Below are 25798 nucleotides of genomic sequence, written 5' to 3'. Positions count from 1 at the left end.
AAAGACAGTGGAGCAAAGGTAATGGTGCAATCTACCGCCGAACAGAGGCGCGCTTGGCAAGGACCGGCGCTGTTCAGCTATGGGTTTCGGCCGTTTTTCCTGTTCGGGGCGGTTTGGGCGCTCTTGGCGATGGGCCTTTGGCTGCTGGTTCTGGAAGGTCAGATTGATCTGCCGAGCCGTTTCGATCCGGTGTCGTGGCATGCCCATGAATTTCTTTTTGGCTACCTGGGCGCTGTCTTGGCGGGATTCTTGCTGACAGCCGTGCCGAATTGGGCTGGCCGCCTTCCGATTATCGGCTGGCGGCTGGCGGCATTGTTCTCGCTGTGGTGTACCGGTCGCGCAGCGGTGTTTTTCTCGGCCGCTCTGCCGAGCGCTGTGGCACCGGTACTCGATCTGGCATTCCCACTGGTGCTGGGGGCGGTGATCCTGCGTGAGATTCTCGCCGGGCGGAACTGGCGTAACCTGATCGTGCTCGCCCTGCTGACAGTCTTTGCGCTGGCCAATGGGCTATTCCACCTTGAAGCGCTGCGTGGAGAACTGGCGGCACAAGGGTTCGGGCTGCGGCTGGGACTGGCCACGGCAATCATGATGATTGCGGTGATCGGCGGGCGGATCATACCGTCCTTTACGCGAAATTGGTTAGTGCGGGTCGAAAACCCAGCCCGACCCGCGCCACCGATGCAACGGTTCGATCAACTGACATTGCTTGTAAGTCTGCCTGTCCTTATTTTTTGGGTGCTGCTCCCTGAAGGAGTCTATACCGGCGGCGCGCTCTTGCTGTTTGGCTTCGGACATCTGGCACGACAAGCGCGTTGGCAGCCGCTGCAAACGACGCGTGATCCTTTGGTCTGGATATTGCATTTTGCCTACGCCTTCATCCCTGCTGGCGCATTTGCCCTTGGCTTTGTGCAACTTGCCGGAGGCACTGGCAGCGCGGCAGCGCAGCATTTATGGATGAGCGGCGCGCTCGGGACCATGACACTCGCGGTGATGTCGCGCGCGACGCTTGGCCACACAGGTCAGGCGTTGCGCGCGGATACGGTGACTGTAGCAATTTACCTCTGCATCATCGCAGCGACATTGACCCGCAGCCTCGCACCGCTTTGGCCGGAGCTTACCCGTATTTCGGGTCTGCTGTGGTTGCTTGCTTTCGTTGGTTTCGTACTGGCATACGGGCCAGCATTGTGGCGTCCGAAATCGGAGGTATCGTCATGAGTTGGCTAATCTTTGCAGGAGTTTTCGCGCTGTTTTTTGCGACCCATTCCATTCCAGTCCGGCCGGAAGTGAAGTCGCGCATCAGCGATCAGATCGGCGCGCGGAGGTTTGGTATCGGTTATTCGATCCTGTCCATCGTGATGCTCGGAATGTTGATTTGGGCTGCAGGGAAAGCGCCTTTCGTCTCGCTATGGCCGCAGATGGTCTGGCAACGGCATGTGGTGCATTTGGGGATGCTGGTAGTCTGTCTGATCATCGCCTTTGCGGCAGCGCGACCCAATCCGTTTTCCTTTGGTGGTACGCGCAATGAGGAATTTGACCCTCAGCACCCGGGCATCGTGCGGTTGACACGGCATCCGGTATTACTGGCGCTGGCGCTTTGGTCCGGATTGCATCTGCTGTCGAACGGAGAACTGGCACATGTGCTGATGTTCGGAGTGTTGGGTGGTTTTGCCATCGCAGGCCGGGCGCTGATCAACAGACGCAAACAGCACGAGATGGGGCAAGCACGCTGGCAGGCGCTAAACGCGGCCGTGAGGCAGGCGCCGCTTATCCACGCGCCCGGCTCCTGGGGTGGCGCTGTGTGGCGACTCCTTGCGGGAGTGGGCGGATTTCTCGCTTTGTTGGCGCTGCATCCGCTGGTGATCGGGGTCTCCGCGCTTTAGGCGATGGAGGATTGCAACCAGAAGTGCGGCTCTTAAAACCTGCCGCCTAAGAGCGAAGTTTCCGGCATAGGCTGTGGCAAAAACGGTTCGTTATCGCCCGTAACAGAAATGGTTGAGTGAAGTGGTCCGGCTTTTTCGGACCAGTCGTCCAAGGCGGCTCGATGGAGACGATCGGCTTTTAGTAAACCCCGATGCAGCGGGCCCGCCCCTCGCCAAGAGGCTGGATTTTTCCGCGCTAATCGAACCCGAGCATGTTGCCCACGACGCGGCGTAGTTCCTTCTGGATTGCCCCGATCCCGCCGCCGGTGTAATCGCCAAGCTCCTTGTAGGCCAAGGCATAGGCGTTAAAGACGTCGAGGTCGGTAAGGGGCTTTTTTTCGGCTAGTGCGCGGGTCAGGGCTCCAGCGATCCGGTCGGAATGGGGCTTGCCGGGCAGCATGACGCAGGGCAGGTCCTTTCGCCCGGGAAATAAATCGGCGATTCCGAGATCCTTGAGGTGTCGGTCCTCGACTATGTGATGACGATGCCAGCCCTTGTATTTACCGGCCGCCGCTTTGGATTTCCTAAACGCCTGAAGTGCATCGAATGAACCGATCAGCTGGTTTGCGGCGGTCTCGTAAACCTCGTGTGTGCCTTTGGGCGAACGCCAGGCAACCTTGTAATTGAGCCGGTTGAGAAGCTGTTTGATCGTGGGCTTTTGCTTCCAGCGAAAGAGCCGACGGAGACCTTTCCAGTTGAGCTTGGGAACCTTGGGAAACTTGGGTGGCCCGGTGATGCTTATGTTGCCTTCTTGATCCATGTCGAGGAAGGTCGGGTTCACGAAATCTTTGATGACCTCGTAATAGGCCGAATACATCTCGACCGTTTCAAGAAGGTGGCCGTCGTCGATGTACATCTTGATACCGTCCATCAGTCGTGGAGCGGTGACGGGGGTGTAAAGGGTGGGGCGAATGGTGTTGCCTGGGCCGTAGTAGAAGGTGATGATCTGGGGCTCGTAGCCATCGTCCTGGATCTGGTTGTAGGACTTCATCGCCCGCGCTTGTTGTTTGGCCAGTTCTTCGCTGTCGAAGATTTGGACAGCCCAAAGCAGGGTCTGCGGGGACGGAGCGCCCATCCGATTGCGCGGGATGCCCGCGACGATTTCTCGGCCCTTGTGACGCCAGATCAGCAACCATTCGGCCAAGACGACGCGAATGCTGATCGCCTCGGCCACCCTGTCGACATAGCGGGGGTGTTCCAGCGGCGATACATCGGTGTCAGCGATCACCGTGATGACTCGGGCGCCTTCGAATTTACCTTTCTTCTTGGGTTTGATCTCGATCCGGTTGGCAATTTGATGAAGGAGGCTCAAAAGCTGCGTTCGGGTCTTGGTCGCCAATTCGCATGTGTAAAAGCGCCCGAGAGGGTTCTTGGGGTCGGTCAGGGCCGCATGGAGCTTGGCCGCTTCGTCTTGCGTGGTGTCGAGAAAGAGCCCGATCAGGCGGTCGACGCGGCTGACGATGGCCTTGGTGTCGCCCGCGCGCACTGGCAGTTTCAAAAGTGACAAAAGCTGTGTCGAGGGCTTGTCGTACCCCTTGGCCTCTTTCCGGGCCTTCGCGCAAAAGCGTTGTTCGGCCACGCCCTTCGCCCCCGCTTAGCCGTCCTCGGCGGGTTCGAGCGGCAGCAGGGTTTCGTCGTTTAGCATACCGATCCGCAGGTAAGGCGGGGCCTCGGCGTCGGGCACGTCGGTCAGGCGGCAGGCACCTTCAACCGGCTCGACATGGACGCCATCGGTGGGAGCCGTGATGTCAGAGCGGCTTAGCAGGCCAAAGGTGAAGTCGGTCACTTTGTCGGACTCCTCAAGCACGTCTTTAGTGATCTCTTCGTCAAAGGCGCAGCGCCCGGGAACGATGATTTGGTTGTCGCTGACGAAAAGCTCTTCGGTCGAAAAGAGCTCTGCCCAATGGGCCGCGAGGCCGGGGGGCTGGGTCGCCGTGCCAAGCAGGTCCTCGACCATCCGGCGAAACGCGATGCCGCCGCCCATAGCCGCGTTGTACCGCAGGAAAAGGCCGATGTAGTAATGCCTGTGGCATTGTAGGTGACTGACCACGCGACCGATGACGAATTCGGCTCGGCGGGCCTGTTCGATCCGCTCGCGGTCTTCGTCCGCAGGGTGCAGCTGCGGGCGCACGGAACCTGCGATGAGCGACAAAAATCCGCCGAGCCGACGGAAAATTTCGGTGAAATCCGAATCGTCGAGGACGTTGGCCGCTTGGTCGGTTTCCTCGACCCCCATCCAAAGCGGTCGGAGCGCGGCTTCGAGCGACAGCGCCAGAGAGAGGTAAAGCCGGTCGTTCGACGGCGCTTCATTGGTATAGATCGCGTAGTAGTAGTTGAGGGTGGTAAAGATCAGGCCCAGCCGGTTTTCGGTAGCGTCGTTTAGGCCGTCCTTGGACAATTGCGCGTTGAACGAGGTCGCTGGCGGGTTGGCGTCTGTGCCGCTGATGCTGTCGACGTTAAAAATATTCGGCACGTCGAAAAGATAGCGCAGGGCGAGCCGCGAAAGGCTTTCGACGTCTTCAAGGGCTGTACCGTAGGCCGTATCGGTGGCAGTTTCGAGCGCCTCTTGCAGCTCGAGCAAAAGGCGGCGGTCTTGGAGGCTTTGTTCCAAAAACGAAGCGTTGGCCAAAACAAAGGCGCGGGAAAACAGGATATCGTCGATCTCAAAGATCACCATGGGACGGGTGCGCAGGAGCAGGAATTCGACGCAGAAGTCCTTGGCCAGGGCGTAGACTTTGAGGCTGATGGACCGGTCGCGGTAAGGATTGCGGATCAGGCGGGAGCGCTCCCGTTCCTCGTAGGTTTCCACGCTTTCCTTGACTTCGACCCGCTGCAGAGATCGCAGGGTGGCTGAGGATTTCTCGGTAGCTTCGCGGACCTGTTCAGCCGAAGATTGCGCGGTTTCGGAAAACGACTTGGCGACCGAGCCACCGAAGTTAAGGCCGACTTCGGCGCCTTTGATCGGGATCGACAGGGACAAACCTCCGTTCACAGTCCAGTTCTTGCTCCGGGTGGAAGAGCGAGTGATGTTGATCACGTCGCGATCGACTATAGTGCTTTCCGTAGTGTCGTTTTCCTCGACCTCATCTAAGGTCTTTTGTTCGAAGTGTTTGCGTTGCGAGGTCTCGATTGTGAGCCGCAGCTGTTCGCCCGGGGCCAGGGACACGGTGGTGGCTAACGCGGCCCGGCGGTGGGCTCGGAACCACCAGCGCTGTTCAAATTCCAGGTCGAGTGCTGTCATCACCGACATCTTGGCCGACCGCAGGCGGAAGCATCCTGAAGACGCGGCGGTAAAATCCTGCTCTTCGGGTTCTGGTGCCCGGAACTCGATCCTGGTCAATGGCAAAGGTCTGCGGAATGGGATCACCGCCTCGGGGCCGGTGTTCGGACCGGGGCCGGTGCAGGGATCGGGTTCCACGCTTTTGCAGGCTTCAGGGATATGGTCTTTACCCATGCAGGCTTCGTTGCCCCGGCGGAGCCAATCGATAATGCTTTGGCGTTCAGTCTTTGCTTGTTCAGCGATTTCCGCTGTCTCAGACATGTCGGCCCCCCTGACATCTTTGCAGATGGCCCAGCCTAGCACAGAAGCGGCCCAAGTCGAAAACTAGCCTGCGCCGCCCAAGTTCGGGTATGTGGATTTTGACCGGTTGTATCGGGCTCCCTACGCTCAAACCCCAGAAGTCGTGGTGGTGATGGAGGGATGCCTGATCCTGGGCGAGGGGATCAATCGAGTACAATCTTTTGCAATACAAGAGCCCAAGGGCGGCGGCGCGATTCCAGGGACCGAGCACACTTTTTAGGCCATCCGGCCGGACCAATTCCGCGCCTTCCTCGCGAGAATGATCATCATGGAACCCGACTATGTCCGCAGTGTCCGAACACCGGACATAACCCCCCTGACAGAACCTATGCGCCAAAAACGGTCGTTTTTGTCCGCCTGCCCTACCCAACCTAGGTGTGACCTTCACCGCTATCTGGCGCGTTTTCTCCGGCGTTATGTGGCACCGATGATGAGAGTGGAACGGGCGGCTTCGACCACATCGTCGGTGACGAGCGAGAGTTCGTTGATCTTCAGGATGCGCTCAATCTGGACGAAGAGCCGGTGCAGGAGGCGGAAGTTACCGCCAGTGATCCGGGCGATGGATGCGATGGCCTGATGGTCGGTGAAGTCGGCGTCGTCCAGCTGTAGGCCGAGTTTGCGCCAGTGACGGGTGAGCACGAAGGTCAGCTCGTCGCCCTTCAGCGTCCGGTAGTGATGGGCGAAGCCGATCCGGCCGTAGAGCTGCGGGTAGCGTTCCAGCTTCCGTTCCAGGCCAGGCATGCCGATCAAGATGACACCGATGCCGGTGCGGTCGAAGATATCGCGGATGTGTTCGAGGCTCTGGGTGGAGAGGCGCTCGGCCTCATCGATGACAAGTAACTCGATCCCGTCCTTGCCCACGGGTTCCGGAATGACCCGGTCAGGGTGGAGCGCCAGGTCGATGCATCCCTCGATGCGGGTTGAGCTGTCGCAGATCGTCACGGACATTGCGGACAGCCCATCAAGCCCGTCCGTTCTGTAATGGGACAGCCACCTTTGTGCCGTCCGGATAGGGACATCGGCCGCGCGGGCGGCAGCGATTAGCGAAACGCCCTCTTCAAGATGAGGTTGAAGAACGGCAAACCGACGCATCGCTTCATCCATGATCTGCCTCCCCCCGGTGTCCGCAAGGGGGTCGACCAGCGGACGATTTCTCGCCGCGGCAACCCTTCAACAAAACTGGCTCAAAGCGTGTCTCATATAAATGGTACGATATAAATTGCAATGAAGGGGCCTTATTCGTACAGTTCGGCCATGAATACCACACTTATCGGATACGCCCGCTGCTCCACCGACAGCCAAGACCTAACCGTCCAGCAGCAGGCTCTGGAAACTCTCGGCGTGGCCCCGGATCGCATTTACACAGATCACGGCTTGACCGGCACCAACCGCGCCCGCCCCGGTTTGGATCAGGCCATTGCGGCCGTGCGGGAAGGTGACACGCTTGTTGTGCCCAAGCTCGACCGGTTGGCGCGATCTGTTCCAGATGCCCGCGCCATTGCTGATCAGCTTGAAGCAAAAGGCGTGAAGCTTGCCTTGGGAGCATCTGTCTATGACCCCACCGATCCCATGGGAAAGATGTTCTTCAACATCCTGGCCACCTTCGCCGAATTCGAGGCTGATCTGATCCGTATGCGGACCCGTGAAGGCATGGCAATCGCGCGTGCCAAGGGCAAACTGCGCGGCAAGCAGCCAAAACTTTCTGAAAAGCAACAGCGCGAACTTTGCCGTATGCACGCTACCGGTGAGTACTCCATCAGCGATCTGGCAGAAGTTTTTTCCGTGTCACGGCCAACCGTTTACAGAACCCTCAACCGGCGCCGAACCTGATTTTCGCTGCGCCATGCGCGAACCGGTAAGATGCGGACGAAGCAGGCTTTCGCTGCAAGCGCGCCAAAGTCCGGTTTGGCGAACAGTTCAAAAACGGTTTTTGGAAATGAGAGCTACGGGTGCAGCTTGCCTCTATTAAGTGCAACACGACGCAACTCTGTTATCTTAGCCTGTCAATGAGCGTTCAAAACTGACCCTGGTTCAGCGTTTGATTTTGACCCGCCTATCGGATGGCAAAGCCCCCAGGCGGGCCGCCCTCATATAGCGAGTCCGTCTGGGGGCTTTGCTTGCGGCATGGTTATTTTTCTGTGCGACTTTTGCTCTGTGCGAAGCGGTAGGATCTATTACCGGTCTCGATGATGGCGCAGTGGTGCGTGACGCGATCCAACAGCGCGGTTGTCATTTTGGCATCGCCGAAGACAGCGACCCATTCCCCGAACTCCAGGTTGGTGGTGATGATGACGCTGGTTTTTTCGTAGAGCTTGCTGATCAGGTGGAACAGCAGTGCGCCGCCGGATTTCGGGAACGGGATATAGCCCAACTCGTCGATGATAACGCAATCCAGGGCCGACAGTTGCCGGATGACCTTCCCGGCATTGCCATCGGCCTGCTCCTTGATCAGGGCATTGATCAGATCGACCGCGTTGAAGAAGCGGGCCTTCTTGCCATTGTTGATCAAGGCGGTTCCAAGCGCGATGGCGATATGGGTTTTTCCCGTCCCGGTTCCGCCCACCAGGATGAGGTTGTGTGCCTCTTCGGTGAACTGGCCCGAGCAGAACGGTTCGATCTGGGTCTGAGTGACGGCGGCCGCACCGTAATCGAAGGTGGCGAAGTCCTTGTGATGGGGGAACTTCGCGATGCGCATTTGATACTGGATGGAGCGCACCCGCCGCTCTACAGTCTCCGCGTCGATCAGTTGCTTTATCGCTGTGGTCAGACTTGGTGGCTTGCGCGCGGACAGCAAATCATGGGCGCAAGCTGCCATTCCGTGCAGCCTCAGGGCGGTGAGTTGGTCGATGAGGGCATTCATGCCGCGACCGCCCCGGCTGCACACAGCGTCTCATAGCGCTTGCAATCGGCCTCGGGCCGAAGGGTCAGCTGCGGATAGGTATAGGCGTCGCTGAGCGGCGTGATGACCGGCTCCACCAACTGGTTGATCAGATTGATGATGGCGGGCAGGCGCAGCGTGCTTTGTTCCACTGCCAATTCGCAAGCCGTCTCGACCACCTCGATCCCGTGATCCTGGGCCAGCAGAAGCAGATCGACAAACTCCCGATCCCCACCTTTGCCGACCATGTAGTGCTCCCTGATCCGATGCATGGCATCGGGCAGTTGCCAGTCCACGAAGGGTGCCCCGTTGCGCAAGGCACCTGGCTTGCGATCCAGCAGCGGCACGTAATGCCACGGCTCAAAGTAGCTGACGTTGCGGGTGAAGCGACGCTTGTGCTCGGCGATGACATCCTGGCCCGACACCAGCACGATCCGGCCTGCATAGGCGCGCAGCGACACATGTTGCCCCGCGAACCGGGACGGCACGCTGTAGCGATTGCTGGCATATTGAACCAGGCAGGTGGAGCGAACCCGAACGGTCTTTTCCACGTATCCGTCAAATGCCCGCCCCAGGGGGCGCAGATCGGCGCGTTCGTCTTCGAACAGCTGTGCAATCGTGCGATCCGATTGCTCGGGATGGAGCCGGTTTGCCAATTCCTCACAGCGTAGCCGCAACCAATTGTTCAGCGCATCCAGATCATCAAAGGCTGGCATGGGAACAAACAATCGGCCTCGTAAAAACTGGACCTGGTTCTCGACCTGACCCTTCTCCCAACCCGACGCGGGGGTGCAGGCCACCGGCTCCATGACATAGTGGTTCATCAACGCCAGGAACCGCGGATGGAACACCCGGTCCTTCGAGCGCGAGACATAGGTCACCATCGTTTTGGGATTGTCGATGATCACCCGACGCGGAACCCCGCTGTAAAAGGACAGCGCCCGCACAAAGGCATCCAGCACCATTTCCTGGCTCTCGCCGGGATAGGCGGCGACAAAGGGCTTGCGGCTGTGGCAAAGGCGGAAGTGCGCAACCTTCACCTTCTGCTCGACACCGCCCAGGACAACCCGTTCCTCGCTCCAGTCAAATTGCAGCGCGTCACCTGCCGCAAAATGCAGCGGGATAAAAGCCTCGCCCGAACCGGCACCGGCCCGCTTCAGATCGCGGACAAATCGCTGAACCGGCGAATAGGAACCGGTATACCCTTCCGACACAAGCTGCTCATAAAGCCTCACAGCCGTCCGCCGCTCCCGGCGGGGCCGCTTCTGATCCTGATCGAACAGGTCCTGAAGCCGAAGATCAAACCCGTTGCACAGTTTGTGGCGAACCGGCGGGACCCGGCGCTGGTAGCTCGGCGGGCTCTCATCCTTCAGATACTTCTTGATCGTGTTGCGCGATAATCCCGTCGCCCGCGCAACAGACCGGATGCTGCGCCCTTCAACCAGCACCCACAGACGGATCTTCGATACACTTTCCATCAATAACACCTGCTCTTTCCTCCGCACTTTCTGTGCGGATGTTAACGAAAACAGGTGGGTCAATTTTACTCGCTCATAACCCACCTAAGTGGGTCAATTTCGCATGCCGATTCACAGGAAAGTAAGGGTTTCATGACGAGCAAAAAAATCCGTCCGCCGGAAGAGATGACGAACGCCTCGGAGGGTCTGAGGGTAGGGGTGGACGCAGCTGTTTCAGCTATCCCTGTAGTGGGCGGCTCGCTGACAGCTTTGGGTAGGCATGCAGTTCCCTCCGAGCGTGATCGCAGGACGGTGGAATGGCATTCGGATGTATCTGAAAAACTAAACGAACATGATGGTCGGATCATCTTACAGGAGCGGCGCCTGCTTGAACTCGAAGCCGGTACCACCGAGCAACTGAACGGAATTTCGACGAGACTGGAGATCGTCGAGCAGACCACGCGCCGCGAGGTGGTCCGCAACGACTTCAGTGACCTGGTTCTCCAACCCGGGCGCAAGCTAATAGATGAACGGAAATACGTCACAGCACTTGAAATCTTCGATGCAGTGGAGAGCAGTGGCCCTTCAATTCAGGATGATCCTGAGTGGCATGCGAAAATCGCTTCACTCAGGGGGAATTGTCATATTCACCTCGGGCAGGAAGATCAGGCGAGCGCTCTGTTTCTTCGTGCCTATGAGCTCGATCCGACATCTTCGAAAATTCGCAGCAATGCCGTCACGGGTTTCCTGATCCGCGAGGAGCTGCAGACTGCGGTCGAGCTCGCTCGAGAGCTTCTGAATGAAGACCCGGAAACGCCGCACCATTGGATAAATTATATCCAGGCGAACAGTGCCATCGGAGCCGACCTTTCCTTCTTGGATGACGTGCCGATCGCTTTTCGCCATGACGAACAGGTAATGCTAACCACGCTGAACATCCTCCGGGCTCGTGGTGATGCTGGTTGGAAAGCGAAGGCGCGCGATACGATCGCGGCATATCCAGACTCGCGACCTGCCAGGCGCTATGCCGCTGAAGCTGTTCTTGATGAAGCTGTTGAGGTTCTGCTTTCGTCATCTTCCAGCATGGCGCAGGTCTCCGATGTCCGGCGCCGCGCCAAGCAGGCTTCCGAGGATCTCGCAGATCTTTGGACGACGTTACTCGAGACTGAGACACCTGCGCGCCGAACACATATCTCACTACTTCAAAATGCCATTACAGGATTTCGGATCGCGAGCCTGCCCGAACGAGCGATGGAACTGATCGAGCCGATGATTGATGCGCTGATCGATGATGAAGCCAGCCGAACAGTTGTCGCTGCAGTGGCCCTTGATCTTGGGCGGAAAGATATATTGGAGCGCATGTTCGAACTTTCGTTTGAAGACAAAGCGATCATGCAATTGGAATGGGCCATCCGCGAGCGGAATTGGCTCGATGCCATATCCATTGTCCAGAGGAAATCAGAGGACCTTGAGCGTCCTTCGGAAATCCCGATAGACACCCTTCTTGAGGTACTTCGCGCAATTGAGGCTTCTCAGTCGGATGGTGAGGAAAAGATCCGAGCTATCGCCGAAGAGCAGCAGGATGCCGCCTCGTTGCTGACGATCAGTCACCTCTGCGAGCGCGCTGGCATGGAGGAGATCGCTGCGAAGTTTGTTCGGCGAGCCTTGGATCTGGGTCAGCCAGACGGCAGATTCCTCAGGTTCCAACTCGCAGAAGCAGCAGCCAAGCTGGATTGGCAAGATGACGTCATCGACCTTCTTGATGGACACATAGATCCTCAGCTGCCCGGGCACGAGCGTTTTCGACTGGCAGTTGCACATGCTCGCGTATCGAAACCGCGACAATCCGGAGAGACCTTCTTCTCTAATCTACGTCGTCACGCTGAAGGCGACGCAGATCTGCAAAGAGCTGGAGGCCACTTTTTCGTTGCCCTCGGAAAACCGCGCGAAGCCGTCCCTTGGTTTAGACGAGCTCTGGACCTCGAGCCTAACCGGGCACACCTCATTCTGGCGCTTTGGCAAGCTCTCGTCCGATCCAACCAGAAGCGACGGGCAGATGAACTTCTTGATGAGTTCGCCGTCGAACAGCTGGAGGGAGAGCCGAGCGACCAGCTCAATCTAATCCAACTGCTGTGGCGACGCGGACGCGCCGATGTGCTCGATCATGCCTATGAGATCGTCACGCGGAATGAGGACGATCCAGAGGTTTGTCTGGCATTCTTCGGATTGATGCTGATGGATGCGTTCGATGAACGCGCCCCAGAGCTCCCTCAACACAATGTTGTCGAACCAGGAGCATGGGTGCGCCTTACGCGGCCCGATGGTGATCCGTTCGAATTCATCGTGGCGAACGAAAAAGACCAGGCTCGACAGCACTTTGACTCTTCAAATACCATCGTTGCTGCGGCGATAGGCCAGCCTGTCGGAAGTCGGTTTACGACCGATACGGGACTCAAGCCGTCTGAGTGGACGGTGGCGGAGATTAAACCGAAAGCACTCCACCTATTCCATAGACTGTCGACCTCTTTCCAGGCTCGCTTCCCGGACCAACGGGCCTTCCAGTCGATGCGCATAATCAATGATGATATCGAGCCAATACTCGATGTCATTCGCCAGAGGGGATCATTCTTCGAGCGGCTCTTCACAAACTACCGGGATCATCCGCTCCCGCTCGGGGCTCTGGCGCAGATGTCGCCCGCGAGTTTGCCGGAAATCGCCTTCAGCCTCGGACAGTCTGGCAATACCCTCTTCATTGCGACGGGCCATCCGCATGAACGTAAGGCGGAACGGGTCCATCTCGGCAAAGACGCACGTGGTCCGCTCGTGCTCGATAGTATCACGGCGTGGGTGCTCGCAAAGCTGGACCTTCTTACCTGTGTGTCGGACACGTTTGGATGCGTCCTGATCCCGGTATCGGCGGTCGATGAGTTACGCGGCTGGGCACAACGCGCCGGCGAAGCCGGAACAGAAGCGATATCCTTGCACTCTGAAGGAGAGAACATCGTCCGCACAATACACACAGAGGATGCTCGCAACTCGCTGCGGAATGAAATCGACGATGTTGTAGAAAGGATTGGCGCCAGCGTGACTTCGGTGGGCATAGGAATGCCCCAATTCAAAGACGCACAGGTTCGTCAAATGGCCGATCTTCTCGGTAACCAGTTCGACACCATTTCCGTGGCAACTCGAGAGGGAGGAACAGTGTTGTCCCTCGACCTTCGGTTCCGACAGGTCGCATGCGAGATCGCAGGTCTGCACGCGGTCGGGATCGATGCGCTACTGGACCAACTGCTCGAGGTCGATGCAATCGATACAGAGTGCCATGCCATGGGTATGATGGATCTGGCTATGCAAGGTTGTGGTATCCTTTCGGTCAATCCCGGGCTTTTGTTGGCAGCTTACCACGCTGATCAATCAGCCACGAAGCAAGGATTTCGCTCTCTCGTAAGATGTCTGGGCGGCCCAAATGCCGAACCGAAAAGCCATGTCGTCGTTGCGTCCGTCTTTGCGGGGCTCGCATTTCAAGAATTATCGACACTTGAGGCGCAATCTGCCATTGGTCATGTCCTTCGTGCGTTAGTAAGACTGGAGGGCATTTCAGCAAATCAGATCGTCGAGGCATTCTCTGCCAGATGTCATGACTATCGCGTTCGACGATATGCAGGGCAGTGGGCTCGAGGTCATTTCCTGAACTGCAATTCTAAACCCGCTGAGCAATGATCAGCTCGCATCCGAAACTTAGATCAGTCACCAGACTTCTTGCGGGGAATTTCACGTAAAGTCCGAGACCAGGTTGCAGGGAAGATAGTGATCTTAGCTCGAGCGAAATCCAAATTTTCTCATATGCGCATTTAGGCTCCATGTGCTCCCTTTTCTCTCCCTGAGCTCTCAGGAATTTTTCTTGGCAGCTTTGGTAAATGATTTTGAATGAATTCAGCCGGATCGAAGTTCAATGCATTCAGCCAGATACAAAACTCAATAATATCCAGACGCCGTTCGCACAGCTCAACCTTTGCCACATAAGAAGGAGGCTTACCCAGGCAAGCTGCCAAGTTCTTTTGTGATAAACCTCTTTGGACGCGGAGTTCGACCAATGCTCTCGTCATTTCTCGATACTCCTTTGTGTGTTGTGTGCCCGCCATGGTGCCTCTCTGGCTGTAGACACACCCGCGTACCCCATGCTACTGATCACTCCCAAAATGGGAGCGCAGCATGAATAGTCAGGATCTTGTTTGTATAGATCTTCGGTGGCGAGAGAACGGATGGCTGGAAGCCATCAGGCTCCGTCTGGCAGGTTGGCTTCCCCAGCATCTTGTAGCGAGCGGCTTGGAGAGTGGAGTGTTTGAAAAGGTTCAAGCGCGGGACCAACACCCTATAGCCTTGTCTACTCGAGGCTTGGCCTTGACTGACGCGGGCATACACAGCTTCACAGATGAGAATTGTCGGCAACTGGCCGAGGTTCTCATGTTGCGTGGATATAGTGAGGCTTGGCTCCAACCCGAAAGTGATGAGATTGTTCGTTGCCCCAACGCTCTCTTGCAAGCGACCTATCGGAAAAAGTTGTTGCTGTACCTACGCTTATGCCTGCACGATCCTGACGACAAAGATCTACGGCTCCACCTCTGACAGGCGATTTCGAATTCTGACGAAGCTCAGCTGCGGCATGAAGATTAAGATTTGCGTAGTGATCGATCTTAATGCGCCACTCGAAGAAGACTGAACAGGGGCGAACCAACCGAAGATCCAACCATGCCGGACGATAGCCAAGCACCCATAACATCGCCCATCCAGAGGTCACCCGAGGACCTGCTTGCTATGCAGCGGACCCGCGACGCCGCACAGCGGCTTGATGATGATGCACGCGCTGTCATTAGCTGGCTGGATGCGGAATTCCCGGGTCTGGTTATCAGCATGGAACTGCAGCGACATCATAGCTGCGAAGACTACGAGATAGCACATGTTGAACCACGGGTGACGGATCGCCTCAGGCGGCATGAAGCACGCGATGCCGCGGAAAAGGCGCTCACGGCACTCGGATGGTCCCTCAAGCCCGAAGGGCGCGATGTCCGTTCAACCTTCCATCGCCCGTCTCAAGCGCAATCCGCTCATGCCCGCCTGACAGATATCGCCCGCGTTCGTAGAGCGGTGAAGCAAGCGAACACCACAAGAGCCAGCCATTGTCCTTCATCGGCGCGCCAAGAGTGAGACCATGGATGCGGTCGTAGAGAAAATCGCGATCCTGGACTTCGAGGCATCGAGTCTGTCGGAAGCAAGCTGGCCCATCGAGATCGGACTCTCGTGGCTCGAGCGCGGAGAAGTGCGCACCTGGTGCTCCCTCATACGCCCGGCTCCCAGTTGGGCGATAGACGACTGGTCACCGCAGAGTGCATCTGTCCACGGCATTTCCGTGTCCGAGCTCATGGATGCGCCGTCTGTAACAGAAGTGGCCGAGGCCTTTTTCAAGATCCTCGGAGGCCGCCGACTCGTCTCTGACGCCCCTGAGTTCGAGACACGATGGCTGGACCGCCTGCTCCGAACCGCCGGGCGTGCAGAGAGCCCTTCGGTCGAAGATTTCGACGACGCATCCTTCGCGATGTTCGACGGATACGCTCTGGATCTGCTCTATGAGACCGTAGAGCGGCGCCCCGCCCCTCATCGCGCGGGGCCGGACAGCGCGCGATTGGCGCGAGGCTGGCTGAAGGCGGCCGAGCATCAGGTAACACTTGCAATGGAGGGCAGGACCGCATGACCGAGATATTCACGATCGAGATCATCGTCGCGAGTGGCCTGCTCGGCGTCAGCGCCCTGGTGACGATCGCCAGCATCATCATGATGCGTCCACCGAGGAACGAGCGACCGAAAGTCGACCTCGATGCATATATTCGCGATGCGCCCTACCACCGGCTGGAGGGCACTGGGATCAAGGTTGGCGACGCGACCCCGATCAGCTGACAGTATCCCCGAAACCAGAGAAATCTTGCCAGATCTCTGGTTTGCCTTCATAGTGCCATCATTTCGCATTCAGGATGCGCGTCATGGCACAACTCACCGTTCGAAATGTCGACGATGCGATCGCCGCCGCCCTCAAGGAGCGCGCGGCGAAAGCGGGGCGATCCGCAGAGGCGGAGCATCGCAGGATCCTCGAGGAAGCCCTCCGCCCCGGACGAAGGGCCGACTTCTTCGCCGAGGCGCGCACCAGGCGCGTGAAACTGGTCCCAGGGGCCCCGACCACGACGGAGATCCTGCGCGCGGATCGTGATCGAGACGAGGCGTCGTGACAGCGGGCGAGAGCTTCGTTGTCGACACCTCCGTCGCGATCAAGTGGATCGTGGACGAAGAGGACAGCGACAAGGCAGAGCTCCTTCAGGGTGCCGATATGGTGGCCCCTGCCCTCTTTCGCATTGAGGCCGGCAACGTCCTTCGCACCCTCGCGGCGAAACATATCCTCGCCAACGATCGTGCGATCGACCTCTTTCTGTTTCTGCAAACAGCCCCGGTGACAATCATCGACGCCGACGAGCTCCTGGAGCGACGTGCCCTCGACCTCGCGCTGACGCTCAAGCACCCGATCTACGATTGCGTCTACCTCGCGCTTGCCGAGCGCATGGACCGCCGGCTCATCACCGCCGATCGCAGGTTCATCAAGACCCTTTCCGGCACCGAGCATGCGGCGCGGGTTCTTGCCTTGGAGACCCTGGGGTCAGCCGCGTCGGGGGAGGCCCGCCTTTGAGACGCCTTCCGCCGCGAGCAATATTCATTTCAGCAACGATTTTTCGAGTGAGCGCATGAACCCGACAGACATCTTCGAGGCCCTCGAGGCCATCGCCAAGGCTCCCTTCGATCCGGCGGAATTCGGGTTCTCCTTCGCCGAGGCGACCGACAATGCCCAGGCCACGGTCTCGAAGCTCCGCGGCGGGTCACTAAACAGGTCGGACATCGAGGGCGGTGTCCTGATGAACCTCAAGTTCCATTACGCCCCGGCCGACGCCCTGGGGGTCGAGGCCACCCTCGATGCGCTGAAGGGCAGCAAGCGGACCGCGAAGCACAAGCCGGCGATCCTGATCGCCACCGACGGCGAGACAGTCGCAGCCGAGCACTGGAAGAGCGGCGAGCGGCTGCACTGCGCCTTCTCGGAGATCGGCGACCATTTCGGGTTCTTCCTCCCCGCCGCCGGCAAGGACCGCTATCGCCCGGCCGAGGAAAACCCGGTCGACGTGAAGGCCACGGGCAAGCTCGCGAAACTCTACGATGCGCTGGTAAAGGCGAACCCCGACTGGGCCACCGATGCCCGGCGCCACGACATGAACCAGTTCATGACGCGGCTGATCTTCTGCATGTTCGCCGAGGATGTCGGGATCTTCCCGGAGAACCAGTTCTCGCGCGCGATCTTCACCCATGCCGGCGACAAGGGTGAGGAGGCCCACGGCGTCCTGATTTCCGCCTTCCAGGCGATGAATCTGCCCAAGAACAAGCGGACCGACCTCCCGGCCTGGAGTCACGACCTCGAATACGTCAATGGCGGACTCTTCGCCGGCACGATCGACGCGCCGCGCTTCGATGTGATCGCCTTCCGCTACCTGCGCGAGGCCTGCGACCTCGACTGGAAGGAGATCAACCCGGACATCTTCGGCTCGATGATCCAGTCCGTGGCCGACCCGAAGGCGCGCGCCGAACTCGGCATGCACTATACCAGCGTGCCAAACATCATGAAGGTGCTGGGCCCGCTGTTCCTCGACGAGCTCGATGCCGAGATCGACAAGGCCTGGGACCGGCCGAACGGGCTGCGCAAGGTGCTGGACCGGATGTCGGCGATCCGGGTGTTCGACCCGGCCTGCGGCAGCGGCAACTTCCTGGTCGTCGCCTATCGTGAGCTGCGCGCACGCGAGATCCGCATCCTGCGGCGCCTCGGCGAGATCGAGGGCCAGACCCAGATCCAGATGTGGTCGCAGATCCCGATCACGAACTTCTACGGTATCGAGATCACCGACTTCTCGGCCGAGACGGCGAAGCTCGCCATGTTCATCGCCGAGTATCAGGCGAACGCCATGTTCGGTGAGGCCTTCGGGCGCAAGCCGGCAGCCCTACCGCTAAAGGTAGGGGCCAGCATCAGGAATGGAAACGCCCTGCGGATAGACTGGGCTGATGTCTGTTCACCTCTCGTGGATGGCGAGGTTTTCATCGCTGGGAACCCACCCTTCTTGGGCGGACGAAACATGAATGCAGACCAGAAGGCTGACGTTGCCCACGCCTTCCGTGACTTTTCCGGAAGTCATAAGGCGCTTGACATGGTCGCGGCATGGTATCTGAAAGCTTCGGAATACATTCGAGGAAAGCGCGCAGCTGCAGCTCTCGTGGCAACCAATTCGATCTGCCAAGGCGCCTCCGTGCCCGCACTTTGGCCGAAAATCTTGGCAGACGGCCTGGAGATATCGTTCGCACACAGGACCTTCAAATGGAGGAACAACGCATCCGCAAATGCGGCGGTTATGTGTGTTGTCGTCGGTTTGAGAAACTCATCAGGCAGACCGAAATGGCTCTTCGATGAGACAGTCCGAAACGCAGCGGCAAACATAAATGCCTATCTTCTGGATGCTGACGACTCCTTCGTTACCCCCGAGCGTATTAGTATCTTCGGACTACCGGAGATGCTTTTCGGAAACATGCCTCGAGACGGGGGGCATCTTATCTTGGATCAATCAGAAGCAGAAATGCTGAAAAGCTCCGGATATGGCCATCTTGTCCGGCGCTACATGGGGTCGGAAGAAGTAATCAAGGGAAAGGAGCGGTGGTGCCTCTGGATCGAAGATCACCAAGTCGATGAAGCCCGCACATCGAGCTTCATCTCCGAGCGCCTCGACGCGGTAGCCTCCAACCGGCTGGAGAGTCCCGCAACCTCTACTCAGGATTTTTCAAATCGCCCTCACCGATTTGTCCAGATTCAAGGTGTCGCACGCGATCATTCCATCTTGGTTCCCAGCGTCAGCTCTGAAAGGCGGCCATACCTTCCGGTCGCGCGTTTTGGAGCCGACACGATCTCGTCGAACCTGAACCAGGCGATCTACGACGCTCCAGAATGGTGTATTGCCCTCATAGCATCTCGTATTCACCTCGTATGGATCGCGACGGTTTGCGGGAAGCTCAAGTCCGATTTCCGCTACTCGAACACCCTGGGTTGGAACACCTTCCCGGTCCCGGCCTTCACCGAGAGCCAGCTCGAGGCGCTATCCCAGTCCGCCCGCGCGATCCTCAAGACCCGCTACAAGCATCATCCGGCAACGATCGCGGATCTCTATGATCCCGACAAGATGCCGGAGGATCTTCGCGCCGCGCACCGGGCGAACGACGACCTGCTGGAGAGCATGTATATCGGTCGGCCGTTCAAGACCGACACCGAGCGCCTCGAGCATCTCTTCAAGCTCTACGCGGCCAAGGTGAAGAAGCTGAAGAAGGAGGCCGCGTGATGGTCGATCTGGTAAAGGTCGCCTACGGGCGCACGGGCACATCGAAGACGACGAATGCCATGGGCATGCGGCCGATGCAGGCCCGGGTCTACGAAGCCCGCGGCGCCCAGTTCATCCTCCTGAAGGCGCCACCCGCCGCAGGCAAGTCCCGGGCTCTCATGTTCCTCGGACTCGACAAGCTTGAGAACCAGGGTGTCCGCAAGGTGATCGTTGCCGTGCCCGAGACCTCGATCGGAGCCTCGTTCCGGTCGACCGACCTGACCTCGCACGGCTTCTTCCGCGACTGGCATGTCGAACCGCGCTGGAACCTCTGCGTCAGCGGTGCCGAGGAAGGATCGAAGTCGCAGAAGGTGAAGGCCTTCCAGGAATTCATGGCCTCCGACGACGAGGTGATCGTCTGCACCCACGCCACCTTCCGGTTCGCCTACGACGCCATCGAGGCCGCGACGGGCGCGGAGGCCTTCGACGACTGCCTGATCGCGATCGACGAATTCCACCATGTCAGTGCCGGCGACGACAACAGGCTGGGCGAGATCCTGCGCCGCCTGCTCGTGCGCGAGAAGGCGCATGTCGTGGCGATGACCGGCAGCTACTTCCGCGGCGACAGCATCCCGGTCCTGCGGCCCGAGGACGAGGCCAAGTTCCGGTCGATCACCTATTCATACTACGAGCAGCTCGATGGCTACGAGCACCTCAAGTCTCTGGGGATCAGCTACAGCTTCTACCGGGGCAAATACATCTCGGCGATACCGGACGTTCTCGACAGCGACCTCAAGACCATCGTGCACATCCCGCACCGCGGCTCGGCCGAGGCTTACGGCGAGAAGAACGACGAGGTCGGCCGGATCATAGACGCGATTGGCGAGCATGTCGGCCGCGACGAGGAGACGGGCTTCGACCTGGTCCGACGGAAATCCGACGGGAGGATCCTCAAGGTCGCGGACCTGGTGAACGACAACGAGGAGCGTGGCGGCGTGAAGGCTGCCCTGACCCGCGAGATCACCGGCCCCGACGGTCGCCGCGACGACGCGGCCGACCGTGACAAGGTCGACATCATCATCGCGCTTGGAATGGCCAAGGAAGGCTTCGACTGGCCCTGGTGCGAGCACGCCCTGACGATCGGCTACCGCTCCTCACTCACCGAGATCGTCCAGATCATCGGCCGCGCCACTCGGGATGCCACGGGCAAGGCGCACGCGCAGTTCACCAACCTGATCGCCGAACCCGGCGTCGAGACGACGGTCGTAGCCGACGCGGTCAACGACATGCTGAAGGCGATCTCCGGCGCTCTGCTGATGGAACAGGTGCTCCAGCCCAACTTCCGCTTCTACCGCCGTGAGGACGGTGACATCCGCGAACCCATCGAGGTCGACGACACGGGCACCGTCCATATCGGCATCAAGGGGCTGATGGAGCCGCCGACGGACCGATCGAAGGCGATCTGCGAGAACGACATGCAGGACCTGATGGCGAAGGCCTGCCAGGCCATGGATCGCAGAACCGTCGGCGACGACATCGCCCCCGAGGTCGCGACGCAGATGGTGCTCACCGACATCATCGAGAAGAGCTACGAGAACCTCTCCGCCGACGAGACCGAAGCTATCCGCCAGGACCTGGCCGCGCGCATGAACATCGCCAACCTCGCCCGGCGAGAGGCCGAGAGAGAACAGGAACAAGCAAAGGCCGGCGGCGAGGACACCGAGGAAGACGAGATCGAGAGCGCCCCCGACGGCATGAACCTGATCAACCTGGTGAAGAAATTCATCAACGTCCGCGAGCTCGACATCGACCTGATCGACGGGATCAACCCGTTCCGCGAAGGCTTCGACGTCGCCTCCAAAGCCCTCGACACGCCGCTGCTGAAACAGATCCAGAGCGCCATGGTCGCACAGCGCATCCAGATGACCGAGGACGAGGCGCGCACGCTCTGGCCGCGCATCAAACGCTTCCGCGAGGCCGAAGGCCGCGAGCCCAACCCGCACGCAGCCGATCCTTTGGAGAAGCGCATGGCCGAGGCCCTCGCCTACATCAGGTCCAAGAAGGCGGAGCGGTTGCGCTCGGCCGCCGCGGAGTGAACGCATGCCGCGGCCCACGCTTGATGAGATCTTCGACGAACCGGACGAGTTCGGCCTGCTCGATGTCCGGCTGAAACCGCGCGGCACGCGGCCGCCGGAACTCGAGCGCGATGCCGGTCTGGTGCGAGAGGTGAACGACTTCTACGACCGGCACGGCCGGCTGCCGAACGAGAATGCCTCTGATCACGACGAAATGCGGCTCGGAACGATCTGGAGCAGCCTCGCAGGACGCGCCGACCCCAACGTCTTCGAGGACGTCGACCGCAATGGGCTCCTCGCCATGGCACCTGTGGCAGAGGCCCCTCCAGTGCGGGACTGGCGCGATGACCCGCTCGAGGACGAGATCCCTGAAAGCCTGGACGACATCTTCGACGAGGACGATGGGGACGTCTCCGAGGCCTTCACCCGGATCCAGAACGTCACGCCCGTCGCGGAGCGCCACCTCCCGGACCACCGTGCCGAGTTCTTCCCCTGTCCCGACTTCGAGGTCTTCCAGCCGGCCTTCGAAGAGTTACAGGCCGAGCTTGAGAACGGCATGCGAGAGGCGACGGCCGTCGGATCGCGCGAGGTGATCGACGTGCAGGAGGGCGGCTACTTCATCCGTAATGGCCTGCTCGCCTACATCGCCGAGAAGGCCGAGATGACCGCGCGCGGTGGCAAGCGGGATCACCGCCTCCGGGTCATCTTCTCGAACGGGACCGAGAGCGATCCTCTGATCTCCTCGTTCCGGAAGGCGCTCGCCGCGGACCCGACAGCAAGGGTCATCCATCGTCCCGGCATTGGCCCGCTCGATCCGGACTGGGAGGCCGACCAGCTCGACCTCACCGGCACGATCTACGTGGCGCGCAGCCGCTCCACCGAACCGGCCATCGCCGAGGTGCGCGACATCCTTCTCAAGATCGGCGTCACCACCCAGGACGTGCAGCGGCGCGTCGCTGACGCCCGAAACGACCCGACCTTCCTGCTCGCTCCCGTCGACATCGTGGCAACCTACGAGCTGAAGAACCTCTCCAGGCGCAAGGTCGAGGACCTGCTGCATCGCTTCTTCGACACGGCCCGGCCGCGGGACCTCTGGATCAAGGACCGGTTCGGCAAGCGCATCTATCCACGCGAGTGGTTCTATGTCCTGCCCGAGCACGTCAGCCAGGCAGTTGCCGCAATCCAGAATGGTCAGCTTCACAAGCTGAAATACGACCCGTTGAGCCAGAAGATCGTTAGACGAATTTGATAACCAAGCAGCGGTTTACCGGAACGAACGCTCAAACGCCAAAACTGATAGTGTGCTTCTGCCTGCTCAAGAAGAATTCGCAAATTATCGAGGTTTCCTTGGGGTCGGACTATAGCTCACAGGTTCCAGGGGCAGTTCCATGCGTTCGACAGGTATACCAAGTTGCACGGCGTTTCCGAGAATCGTCTTGAGATTTTCGAGCATGGCACTTTCTCGTCTCTCAAGTTCGACGATGTATGCCCCCGGGTCTTTGGGCAAATGTATTTTTGATAATTTATTTTCATCTGCGGTTTCTTTAATGCTGAGATCTTTTTTACGATCTGCATACGCCTTTCGCACCCTTGAGTTCTTTTTTAAGGTGGAAATGGAGTGCGGCAGGCCAAGCCTATCTTTTACGCGCTTATGGACACGCTCCCAAGTAATTCGGCGCATCTTTCGAATCTGGGCTTCAATTTCGGTTAAATCGCGATGAGTTAGATGATAGCTCATCAGGCATCTTTTAGTTTTCAAAAAGACATTCTTGGTTTCGCTTTTTCCGCGATTCAAAAGCGCGCACGCTGTGACTGAAATCCATCAGGCCAGGAGCACCTGAGTTTCGAATTACGGCGCCTTCATTCTCTGACTTTATCATCATACTTAATAGCATCTCGCCGTGCTTGAGTTGCGCTTCCATCTGCGCCTTCATACGTGGGTTAACTTTACGCCCATTAGCATCCATTGCCTTCAGGTTTTCTACAGACTTCCGGCGGCGCAAAATGTCAGCTTCGATGTTTGCCGTTTGGTCCATGTTTCCCACCACGCAAACGAGCCGGGTGCAGGTCGTGCAAGTCATGGCACGGCTGCATGGTTCGTAGGTGAGGTTACCGACGCAGAAGCCAAACGGCGTGCTATGCACGTTTGTTCGGATCGAAGCCTCGAGGAGGTCCATGTCCGTGCCATCGCCGTCGCTTACGATCACTGGCACACTTTGCGCTACCTCGCTGTGTACTCCGCGCGCCATGATTTGGTCGACAACATCGAGAATATCTGTATGGTCGTAGTCTCTGTTTTGCATGACGCTCTTTCGTCCACTCCAATATGCGATGTGAGCTTGCGGAACGTTGGCACGCTGAGCGATAGTGTTTAGGTAATGTCTGATCTGATGAGTTGTGATCCGCGGAAAGGACCCATCAGGCAGACGAACCCCAAGACGTTCAAAAATTGAGGGTTGACCAGGATTCGGCGACAGGGCCGCCCCAATTTGTTTCTCGGTGAGCATCTCGATTTGTGTTGGATCAGTTGCCCAATTGCCCAACTGATAACGATTGAAGACAAGCAGCGCATTGCTATACTTCACTCCACTTCTTTCTGAAAGGATGGGCCATCCATTCGGCCTCTGCGCGCGCCACCAATCTTCGACACTGAAGAAATCATAGACACCATTTCGCAGACGGCGAAATGGGCGAAATTTTTTGTACCTTTGAACGTCGCGCTCGAATAACTGAAGAATCTCGGCCGTTGTGATTTCGCCGCAGTCGCGCACATGAGACAGGGCGCAGGGTAGTGGCATCACGCCTGGGTTTTTATCCATCCACTTGGCAAGTTCACGCGCCGTCGCGGTATGAGTTCTCAATCGAGACAGAGCTTCGATAGCTACAGGAACCATTTCAGCGGGCACGAACTTAATCATCGGCGGCCCCCCCTTCGAAGGCCACCAACGTAATCCGAAGCGGAAGCGATTGTCTTTGTGAAATGACTGCTCAGCCGGAACGTCGTATTCTCCAGGCCTTTCAACGATCTCTACTTGCTCAGGCAATATCAGGGCTTCTTCCATCCTTGAGGGCGCACAACAGAGCAAGGCAAGAACAGATGTGATTACTTGTTCATATGGTGTCTTGGCGCGATGGAAAGCCTCGGCAATAGCGCAGACCTCATCGTGAGTCAGATTGCGCCGCGCCTTTACATTTTCCAAGCGAGATTCTTTAGCGCTCGGAATACGGTCAAACTCCCAGTCTTCAAGCTGGGGAGCGATGCCGGCCTCTGCCCATATACGGGCCAGCGTTCGGAGTCCGTAGGCGATCGTGGTTTGCGTGTCCTGTGCCAAGTGGGAAGGGATCGCCCGAGTAAGGTGGTCAATAGTCAAGGCGGTGATATCACCATTGAGCTGGTCTTCTTCCATTACCCGGAAAAGATATTGTCCTGCCCTGGCAATGTCTCTGTAAGCGCTCACTCCGTTGGGTGCATCGCGCGTTGCCCAGAGTTTCTCTGCCACTGCCGCCTTCACGGCATCCCCAAAAGGCTGGGCCATCGGTTTTTTTTTGGTGCCAAGAGGACTTTTGAGGGATTTGAAGGCAATGCATGCATTTCTCGCCCGACCCGCCGAGACCAGCTGCGCTACATTCCAAGACAGGCTCTCGAAGTTGAAGTCATTTTTGGACGCGAAGATGGGAAGCGAGCGGGCGTTTGCTACGAACCGTTCACAGGCAAGCAAGCGCTTAGACTTAAAATCGTATACTTCAGCCACGGTGCGTCTCCTGAGCTTCATGGGCGGCACGAACTGCGGCGACCGTGCCTTCAATTTGGCGGAGCATCATGCTGTCGCCCCGCCCGGCGGCGAGCTGGTGTCGCTCTTTGAGGCGGACGAGAAGCGGGCGTAGGTCCGCTGATGAGGAAAGGTTGAAGTTTGGGCAAGTGAAGCATGCGTAGGGTGCATCGAGGCTTTCAACCGCAACACAACCTCCTTCTGCACAAGCGCCGAGTGAAGGGGCCCCTTCGTCTTCAACGTCGAAAATGATGCCCGTGAGATCAACTTCGTCGACCGCATCCTGGGAGATAATCTCTCCCAAAAAGCGACCCGCCAAATGGGTAAGATGGCCATCGAGCAGGCTGCTCATCAGCTGGAAGTGTTGCGTCGCGACGGTCACATATGCCTCGCAGCTCAATTCGCTTTGGTGCTCCAACCAGGCAGCGATCGCTGCCGCCGGCGCGCCTTGCATCGCCATTTGTGTGCCGACCGTATGACGCGCACGATTTGGCGTAGCTCTTAGATCCCTGCCGGTTCGCGGTGAAATGATGCCGAGACTGCGAATGATCCTTTGATATCTTACGTTAAGCGTATCTGCATTCGGGTGACCGGCATACCCCTTAGACCCCATGATCGCCGTGTGAGCTGACTGGCTCGGCGGCCTCTCCCGCGGCATTCTCCGTTCGAGGGTTGCGTC

The 25798-nt window shown here is 58.5% G+C and carries 21 protein-coding genes; 12 read left to right on the top strand and 9 right to left on the bottom strand.

Annotation, left to right across the window (positions count from 1 at the left end; translation table 11 throughout):
- Positions 1-21: 21 nt before the first annotated feature.
- Together ACFSUD_RS16370 and ACFSUD_RS16365 are read left to right on the top strand one after the other, a co-directional pair.
- Positions 22-1215, top strand: coding sequence for an NnrS family protein (locus ACFSUD_RS16370; protein WP_386375580.1), 1194 nt, complete (start codon positions 22-24; stop codon positions 1213-1215).
- On the top strand, positions 1212-1880 hold the full coding sequence (locus ACFSUD_RS16365; protein WP_386375579.1) for an NnrU family protein: 669 nt from the start codon (positions 1212-1214) through the stop codon (positions 1878-1880). The genes ACFSUD_RS16370 and ACFSUD_RS16365 overlap by 4 nt, the downstream gene beginning before the upstream one ends.
- Positions 1881-2115: 235 nt before the next feature.
- On the opposite strand, the gene ACFSUD_RS16360 is transcribed toward ACFSUD_RS16365, so the two are convergent.
- The 3 genes from ACFSUD_RS16360 to ACFSUD_RS16350 all read right to left on the bottom strand — a co-directional run bounded on the left by ACFSUD_RS16360 (position 2116) and on the right by ACFSUD_RS16350 (position 6603).
- Positions 2116-3498 (bottom strand): hypothetical protein, encoded by a 1383-nt coding sequence (locus ACFSUD_RS16360; RefSeq protein WP_386375578.1) that lies wholly within the window; start codon positions 3496-3498, stop codon positions 2116-2118.
- Between the two features lie 15 nt (positions 3499-3513).
- The gene (locus tag ACFSUD_RS16355) at positions 3514-5460 is read right to left on the bottom strand and encodes a hypothetical protein (RefSeq protein WP_386375577.1); all 1947 of its coding nucleotides are present in this window, start codon (positions 5458-5460) and stop codon (positions 3514-3516) included.
- Between the two features lie 453 nt (positions 5461-5913).
- Positions 5914-6603, bottom strand: a complete 690-nt coding sequence (locus ACFSUD_RS16350; protein ID WP_386375576.1) for an AAA family ATPase — start codon at positions 6601-6603, stop codon at positions 5914-5916.
- 150 nt (positions 6604-6753) lie between these two features.
- Here ACFSUD_RS16350 and ACFSUD_RS16345 point away from each other — a divergent pair, with 150 nt between their 5' ends.
- Positions 6754-7329, top strand: a complete 576-nt coding sequence (locus tag ACFSUD_RS16345; protein WP_386375575.1) for a recombinase family protein — start codon at positions 6754-6756, stop codon at positions 7327-7329.
- A gap of 298 nt (positions 7330-7627) precedes the next feature.
- Here the strand turns inward: ACFSUD_RS16345 and istB are convergent, their stop codons facing one another.
- Both istB and istA read right to left on the bottom strand, forming a co-directional pair.
- On the bottom strand, positions 7628-8359 hold the full coding sequence (gene istB, locus ACFSUD_RS16340; protein WP_386375574.1) for an IS21-like element helper ATPase IstB: 732 nt from the start codon (positions 8357-8359) through the stop codon (positions 7628-7630).
- Positions 8356-9855 (bottom strand): IS21 family transposase, encoded by a 1500-nt coding sequence (gene istA / locus ACFSUD_RS16335; protein WP_386375619.1) that lies wholly within the window; start codon positions 9853-9855, stop codon positions 8356-8358. The genes istB and istA overlap by 4 nt, the downstream gene beginning before the upstream one ends.
- 897 nt (positions 9856-10752) lie before the next feature.
- Here istA and ACFSUD_RS16330 point away from each other — a divergent pair.
- Positions 10753-13554, top strand: a complete 2802-nt coding sequence (locus ACFSUD_RS16330; RefSeq protein ID WP_386375618.1) for a tetratricopeptide repeat protein — start codon at positions 10753-10755, stop codon at positions 13552-13554.
- Between the two features lie 131 nt (positions 13555-13685).
- On the opposite strand, the gene ACFSUD_RS16325 is transcribed toward ACFSUD_RS16330, so the two are convergent.
- The gene (locus ACFSUD_RS16325) at positions 13686-13940 is read right to left on the bottom strand and encodes a helix-turn-helix domain-containing protein (RefSeq protein ID WP_386375573.1); all 255 of its coding nucleotides are present in this window, start codon (positions 13938-13940) and stop codon (positions 13686-13688) included.
- A 709-nt stretch (positions 13941-14649) separates the two neighbouring features.
- Between ACFSUD_RS16325 and ACFSUD_RS16320 the strand changes: the two genes are divergently transcribed.
- The 8 genes from ACFSUD_RS16320 (at position 14650) to ACFSUD_RS16285 (ending at position 22598) form a co-directional block, all read left to right on the top strand.
- Positions 14650-15039: a hypothetical protein gene (locus tag ACFSUD_RS16320; protein WP_386375572.1), complete on the top strand. Its 390-nt coding sequence runs from the start codon at positions 14650-14652 to the stop codon at positions 15037-15039.
- 4 nt (positions 15040-15043) lie between these two features.
- The gene (locus ACFSUD_RS16315) at positions 15044-15583 is read left to right on the top strand and encodes a 3'-5' exonuclease (protein ID WP_386375571.1); all 540 of its coding nucleotides are present in this window, start codon (positions 15044-15046) and stop codon (positions 15581-15583) included.
- Positions 15580-15786 carry a hypothetical protein gene (locus tag ACFSUD_RS16310; RefSeq protein ID WP_386375570.1) on the top strand — a complete coding sequence of 69 codons (207 nt, stop codon included), beginning with the start codon at positions 15580-15582 and terminating at the stop codon, positions 15784-15786. Before ACFSUD_RS16315 ends, ACFSUD_RS16310 begins: the two co-directional genes overlap by 4 nt.
- A gap of 83 nt (positions 15787-15869) precedes the next feature.
- Entirely contained in the window at positions 15870-16112 is a 243-nt protein-coding gene (locus ACFSUD_RS16305) for a FitA-like ribbon-helix-helix domain-containing protein (RefSeq protein ID WP_386375569.1), read from the top strand.
- Complete coding sequence (locus tag ACFSUD_RS16300) at positions 16109-16564, top strand: type II toxin-antitoxin system VapC family toxin (RefSeq protein ID WP_386375568.1); 456 nt, start codon at positions 16109-16111, stop codon at positions 16562-16564. Before ACFSUD_RS16305 ends, ACFSUD_RS16300 begins: the two co-directional genes overlap by 4 nt.
- A gap of 55 nt (positions 16565-16619) precedes the next feature.
- The gene (locus tag ACFSUD_RS16295; protein ID WP_386375567.1) at positions 16620-19295 is read left to right on the top strand and encodes a class I SAM-dependent DNA methyltransferase; all 2676 of its coding nucleotides are present in this window, start codon (positions 16620-16622) and stop codon (positions 19293-19295) included.
- Entirely contained in the window at positions 19295-21370 is a 2076-nt protein-coding gene (locus ACFSUD_RS16290) for a DEAD/DEAH box helicase (protein WP_386375566.1), read from the top strand. Before ACFSUD_RS16295 ends, ACFSUD_RS16290 begins: the two co-directional genes overlap by 1 nt.
- A gap of 4 nt (positions 21371-21374) precedes the next feature.
- Positions 21375-22598 (top strand): GIY-YIG nuclease family protein, encoded by a 1224-nt coding sequence (locus ACFSUD_RS16285; RefSeq protein ID WP_386375565.1) that lies wholly within the window; start codon positions 21375-21377, stop codon positions 22596-22598.
- A gap of 84 nt (positions 22599-22682) precedes the next feature.
- Here the strand turns inward: ACFSUD_RS16285 and ACFSUD_RS16280 are convergent, their stop codons facing one another.
- From ACFSUD_RS16280 to ACFSUD_RS16270, 3 genes are all read right to left on the bottom strand, one after another.
- Positions 22683-23087 (bottom strand): hypothetical protein, encoded by a 405-nt coding sequence (locus ACFSUD_RS16280; RefSeq protein WP_386375564.1) that lies wholly within the window; start codon positions 23085-23087, stop codon positions 22683-22685.
- A 10-nt stretch (positions 23088-23097) separates the two neighbouring features.
- Positions 23098-25101 (bottom strand): hypothetical protein, encoded by a 2004-nt coding sequence (locus ACFSUD_RS16275; RefSeq protein WP_386375563.1) that lies wholly within the window; start codon positions 25099-25101, stop codon positions 23098-23100.
- On the bottom strand, positions 25094-25798 hold a 705-nt coding region (locus ACFSUD_RS16270; RefSeq protein ID WP_386375562.1), incomplete at its 5' end, for a tyrosine-type recombinase/integrase. The genes ACFSUD_RS16270 and ACFSUD_RS16275, both read right to left, overlap by 8 nt.

Origin of the sequence: Sulfitobacter aestuarii (genome assembly GCF_042685005.1) — a bacterium.
GTDB lineage: Bacteria > Pseudomonadota > Alphaproteobacteria > Rhodobacterales > Rhodobacteraceae > Sulfitobacter > Sulfitobacter aestuarii.
This window is presented reverse-complemented; position numbering and strand designations above follow the sequence as displayed.

Bases quoted from the DNA above. Each gene is read 5' to 3' on its own strand.
- ACFSUD_RS16370 (WP_386375580.1), top strand. From the start codon at position 22: ATGGTGCAATCTACCGCCGAACAGAGGCGCGCTTGGCAAGGACCGGCG.
- ACFSUD_RS16365 (WP_386375579.1), top strand. From the start codon at position 1,212: ATGAGTTGGCTAATCTTTGCAGGAGTTTTCGCGCTGTTTTTTGCGACC.
- ACFSUD_RS16355 (WP_386375577.1), bottom strand. From the start codon at position 5,460: ATGTCTGAGACAGCGGAAATCGCTGAACAAGCAAAGACTGAACGCCAA.
- ACFSUD_RS16350 (WP_386375576.1), bottom strand. From the start codon at position 6,603: ATGGATGAAGCGATGCGTCGGTTTGCCGTTCTTCAACCTCATCTTGAA.
- ACFSUD_RS16345 (WP_386375575.1), top strand. From the start codon at position 6,754: ATGAATACCACACTTATCGGATACGCCCGCTGCTCCACCGACAGCCAA.
- istB (WP_386375574.1), bottom strand. From the start codon at position 8,359: ATGAATGCCCTCATCGACCAACTCACCGCCCTGAGGCTGCACGGAATG.
- istA (WP_386375619.1), bottom strand. From the start codon at position 9,855: ATGGAAAGTGTATCGAAGATCCGTCTGTGGGTGCTGGTTGAAGGGCGC.
- ACFSUD_RS16330 (WP_386375618.1), top strand. From the start codon at position 10,753: ATGCTAACCACGCTGAACATCCTCCGGGCTCGTGGTGATGCTGGTTGG.
- ACFSUD_RS16325 (WP_386375573.1), bottom strand. From the start codon at position 13,940: ATGACGAGAGCATTGGTCGAACTCCGCGTCCAAAGAGGTTTATCACAA.
- ACFSUD_RS16320 (WP_386375572.1), top strand. From the start codon at position 14,650: ATGCAGCGGACCCGCGACGCCGCACAGCGGCTTGATGATGATGCACGC.
- ACFSUD_RS16315 (WP_386375571.1), top strand. From the start codon at position 15,044: ATGGATGCGGTCGTAGAGAAAATCGCGATCCTGGACTTCGAGGCATCG.
- ACFSUD_RS16310 (WP_386375570.1), top strand. From the start codon at position 15,580: ATGACCGAGATATTCACGATCGAGATCATCGTCGCGAGTGGCCTGCTC.
- ACFSUD_RS16305 (WP_386375569.1), top strand. From the start codon at position 15,870: ATGGCACAACTCACCGTTCGAAATGTCGACGATGCGATCGCCGCCGCC.
- ACFSUD_RS16295 (WP_386375567.1), top strand. From the start codon at position 16,620: ATGAACCCGACAGACATCTTCGAGGCCCTCGAGGCCATCGCCAAGGCT.
- ACFSUD_RS16290 (WP_386375566.1), top strand. From the start codon at position 19,295: ATGGTCGATCTGGTAAAGGTCGCCTACGGGCGCACGGGCACATCGAAG.
- ACFSUD_RS16285 (WP_386375565.1), top strand. From the start codon at position 21,375: ATGCCGCGGCCCACGCTTGATGAGATCTTCGACGAACCGGACGAGTTC.
- ACFSUD_RS16280 (WP_386375564.1), bottom strand. From the start codon at position 23,087: ATGAGCTATCATCTAACTCATCGCGATTTAACCGAAATTGAAGCCCAG.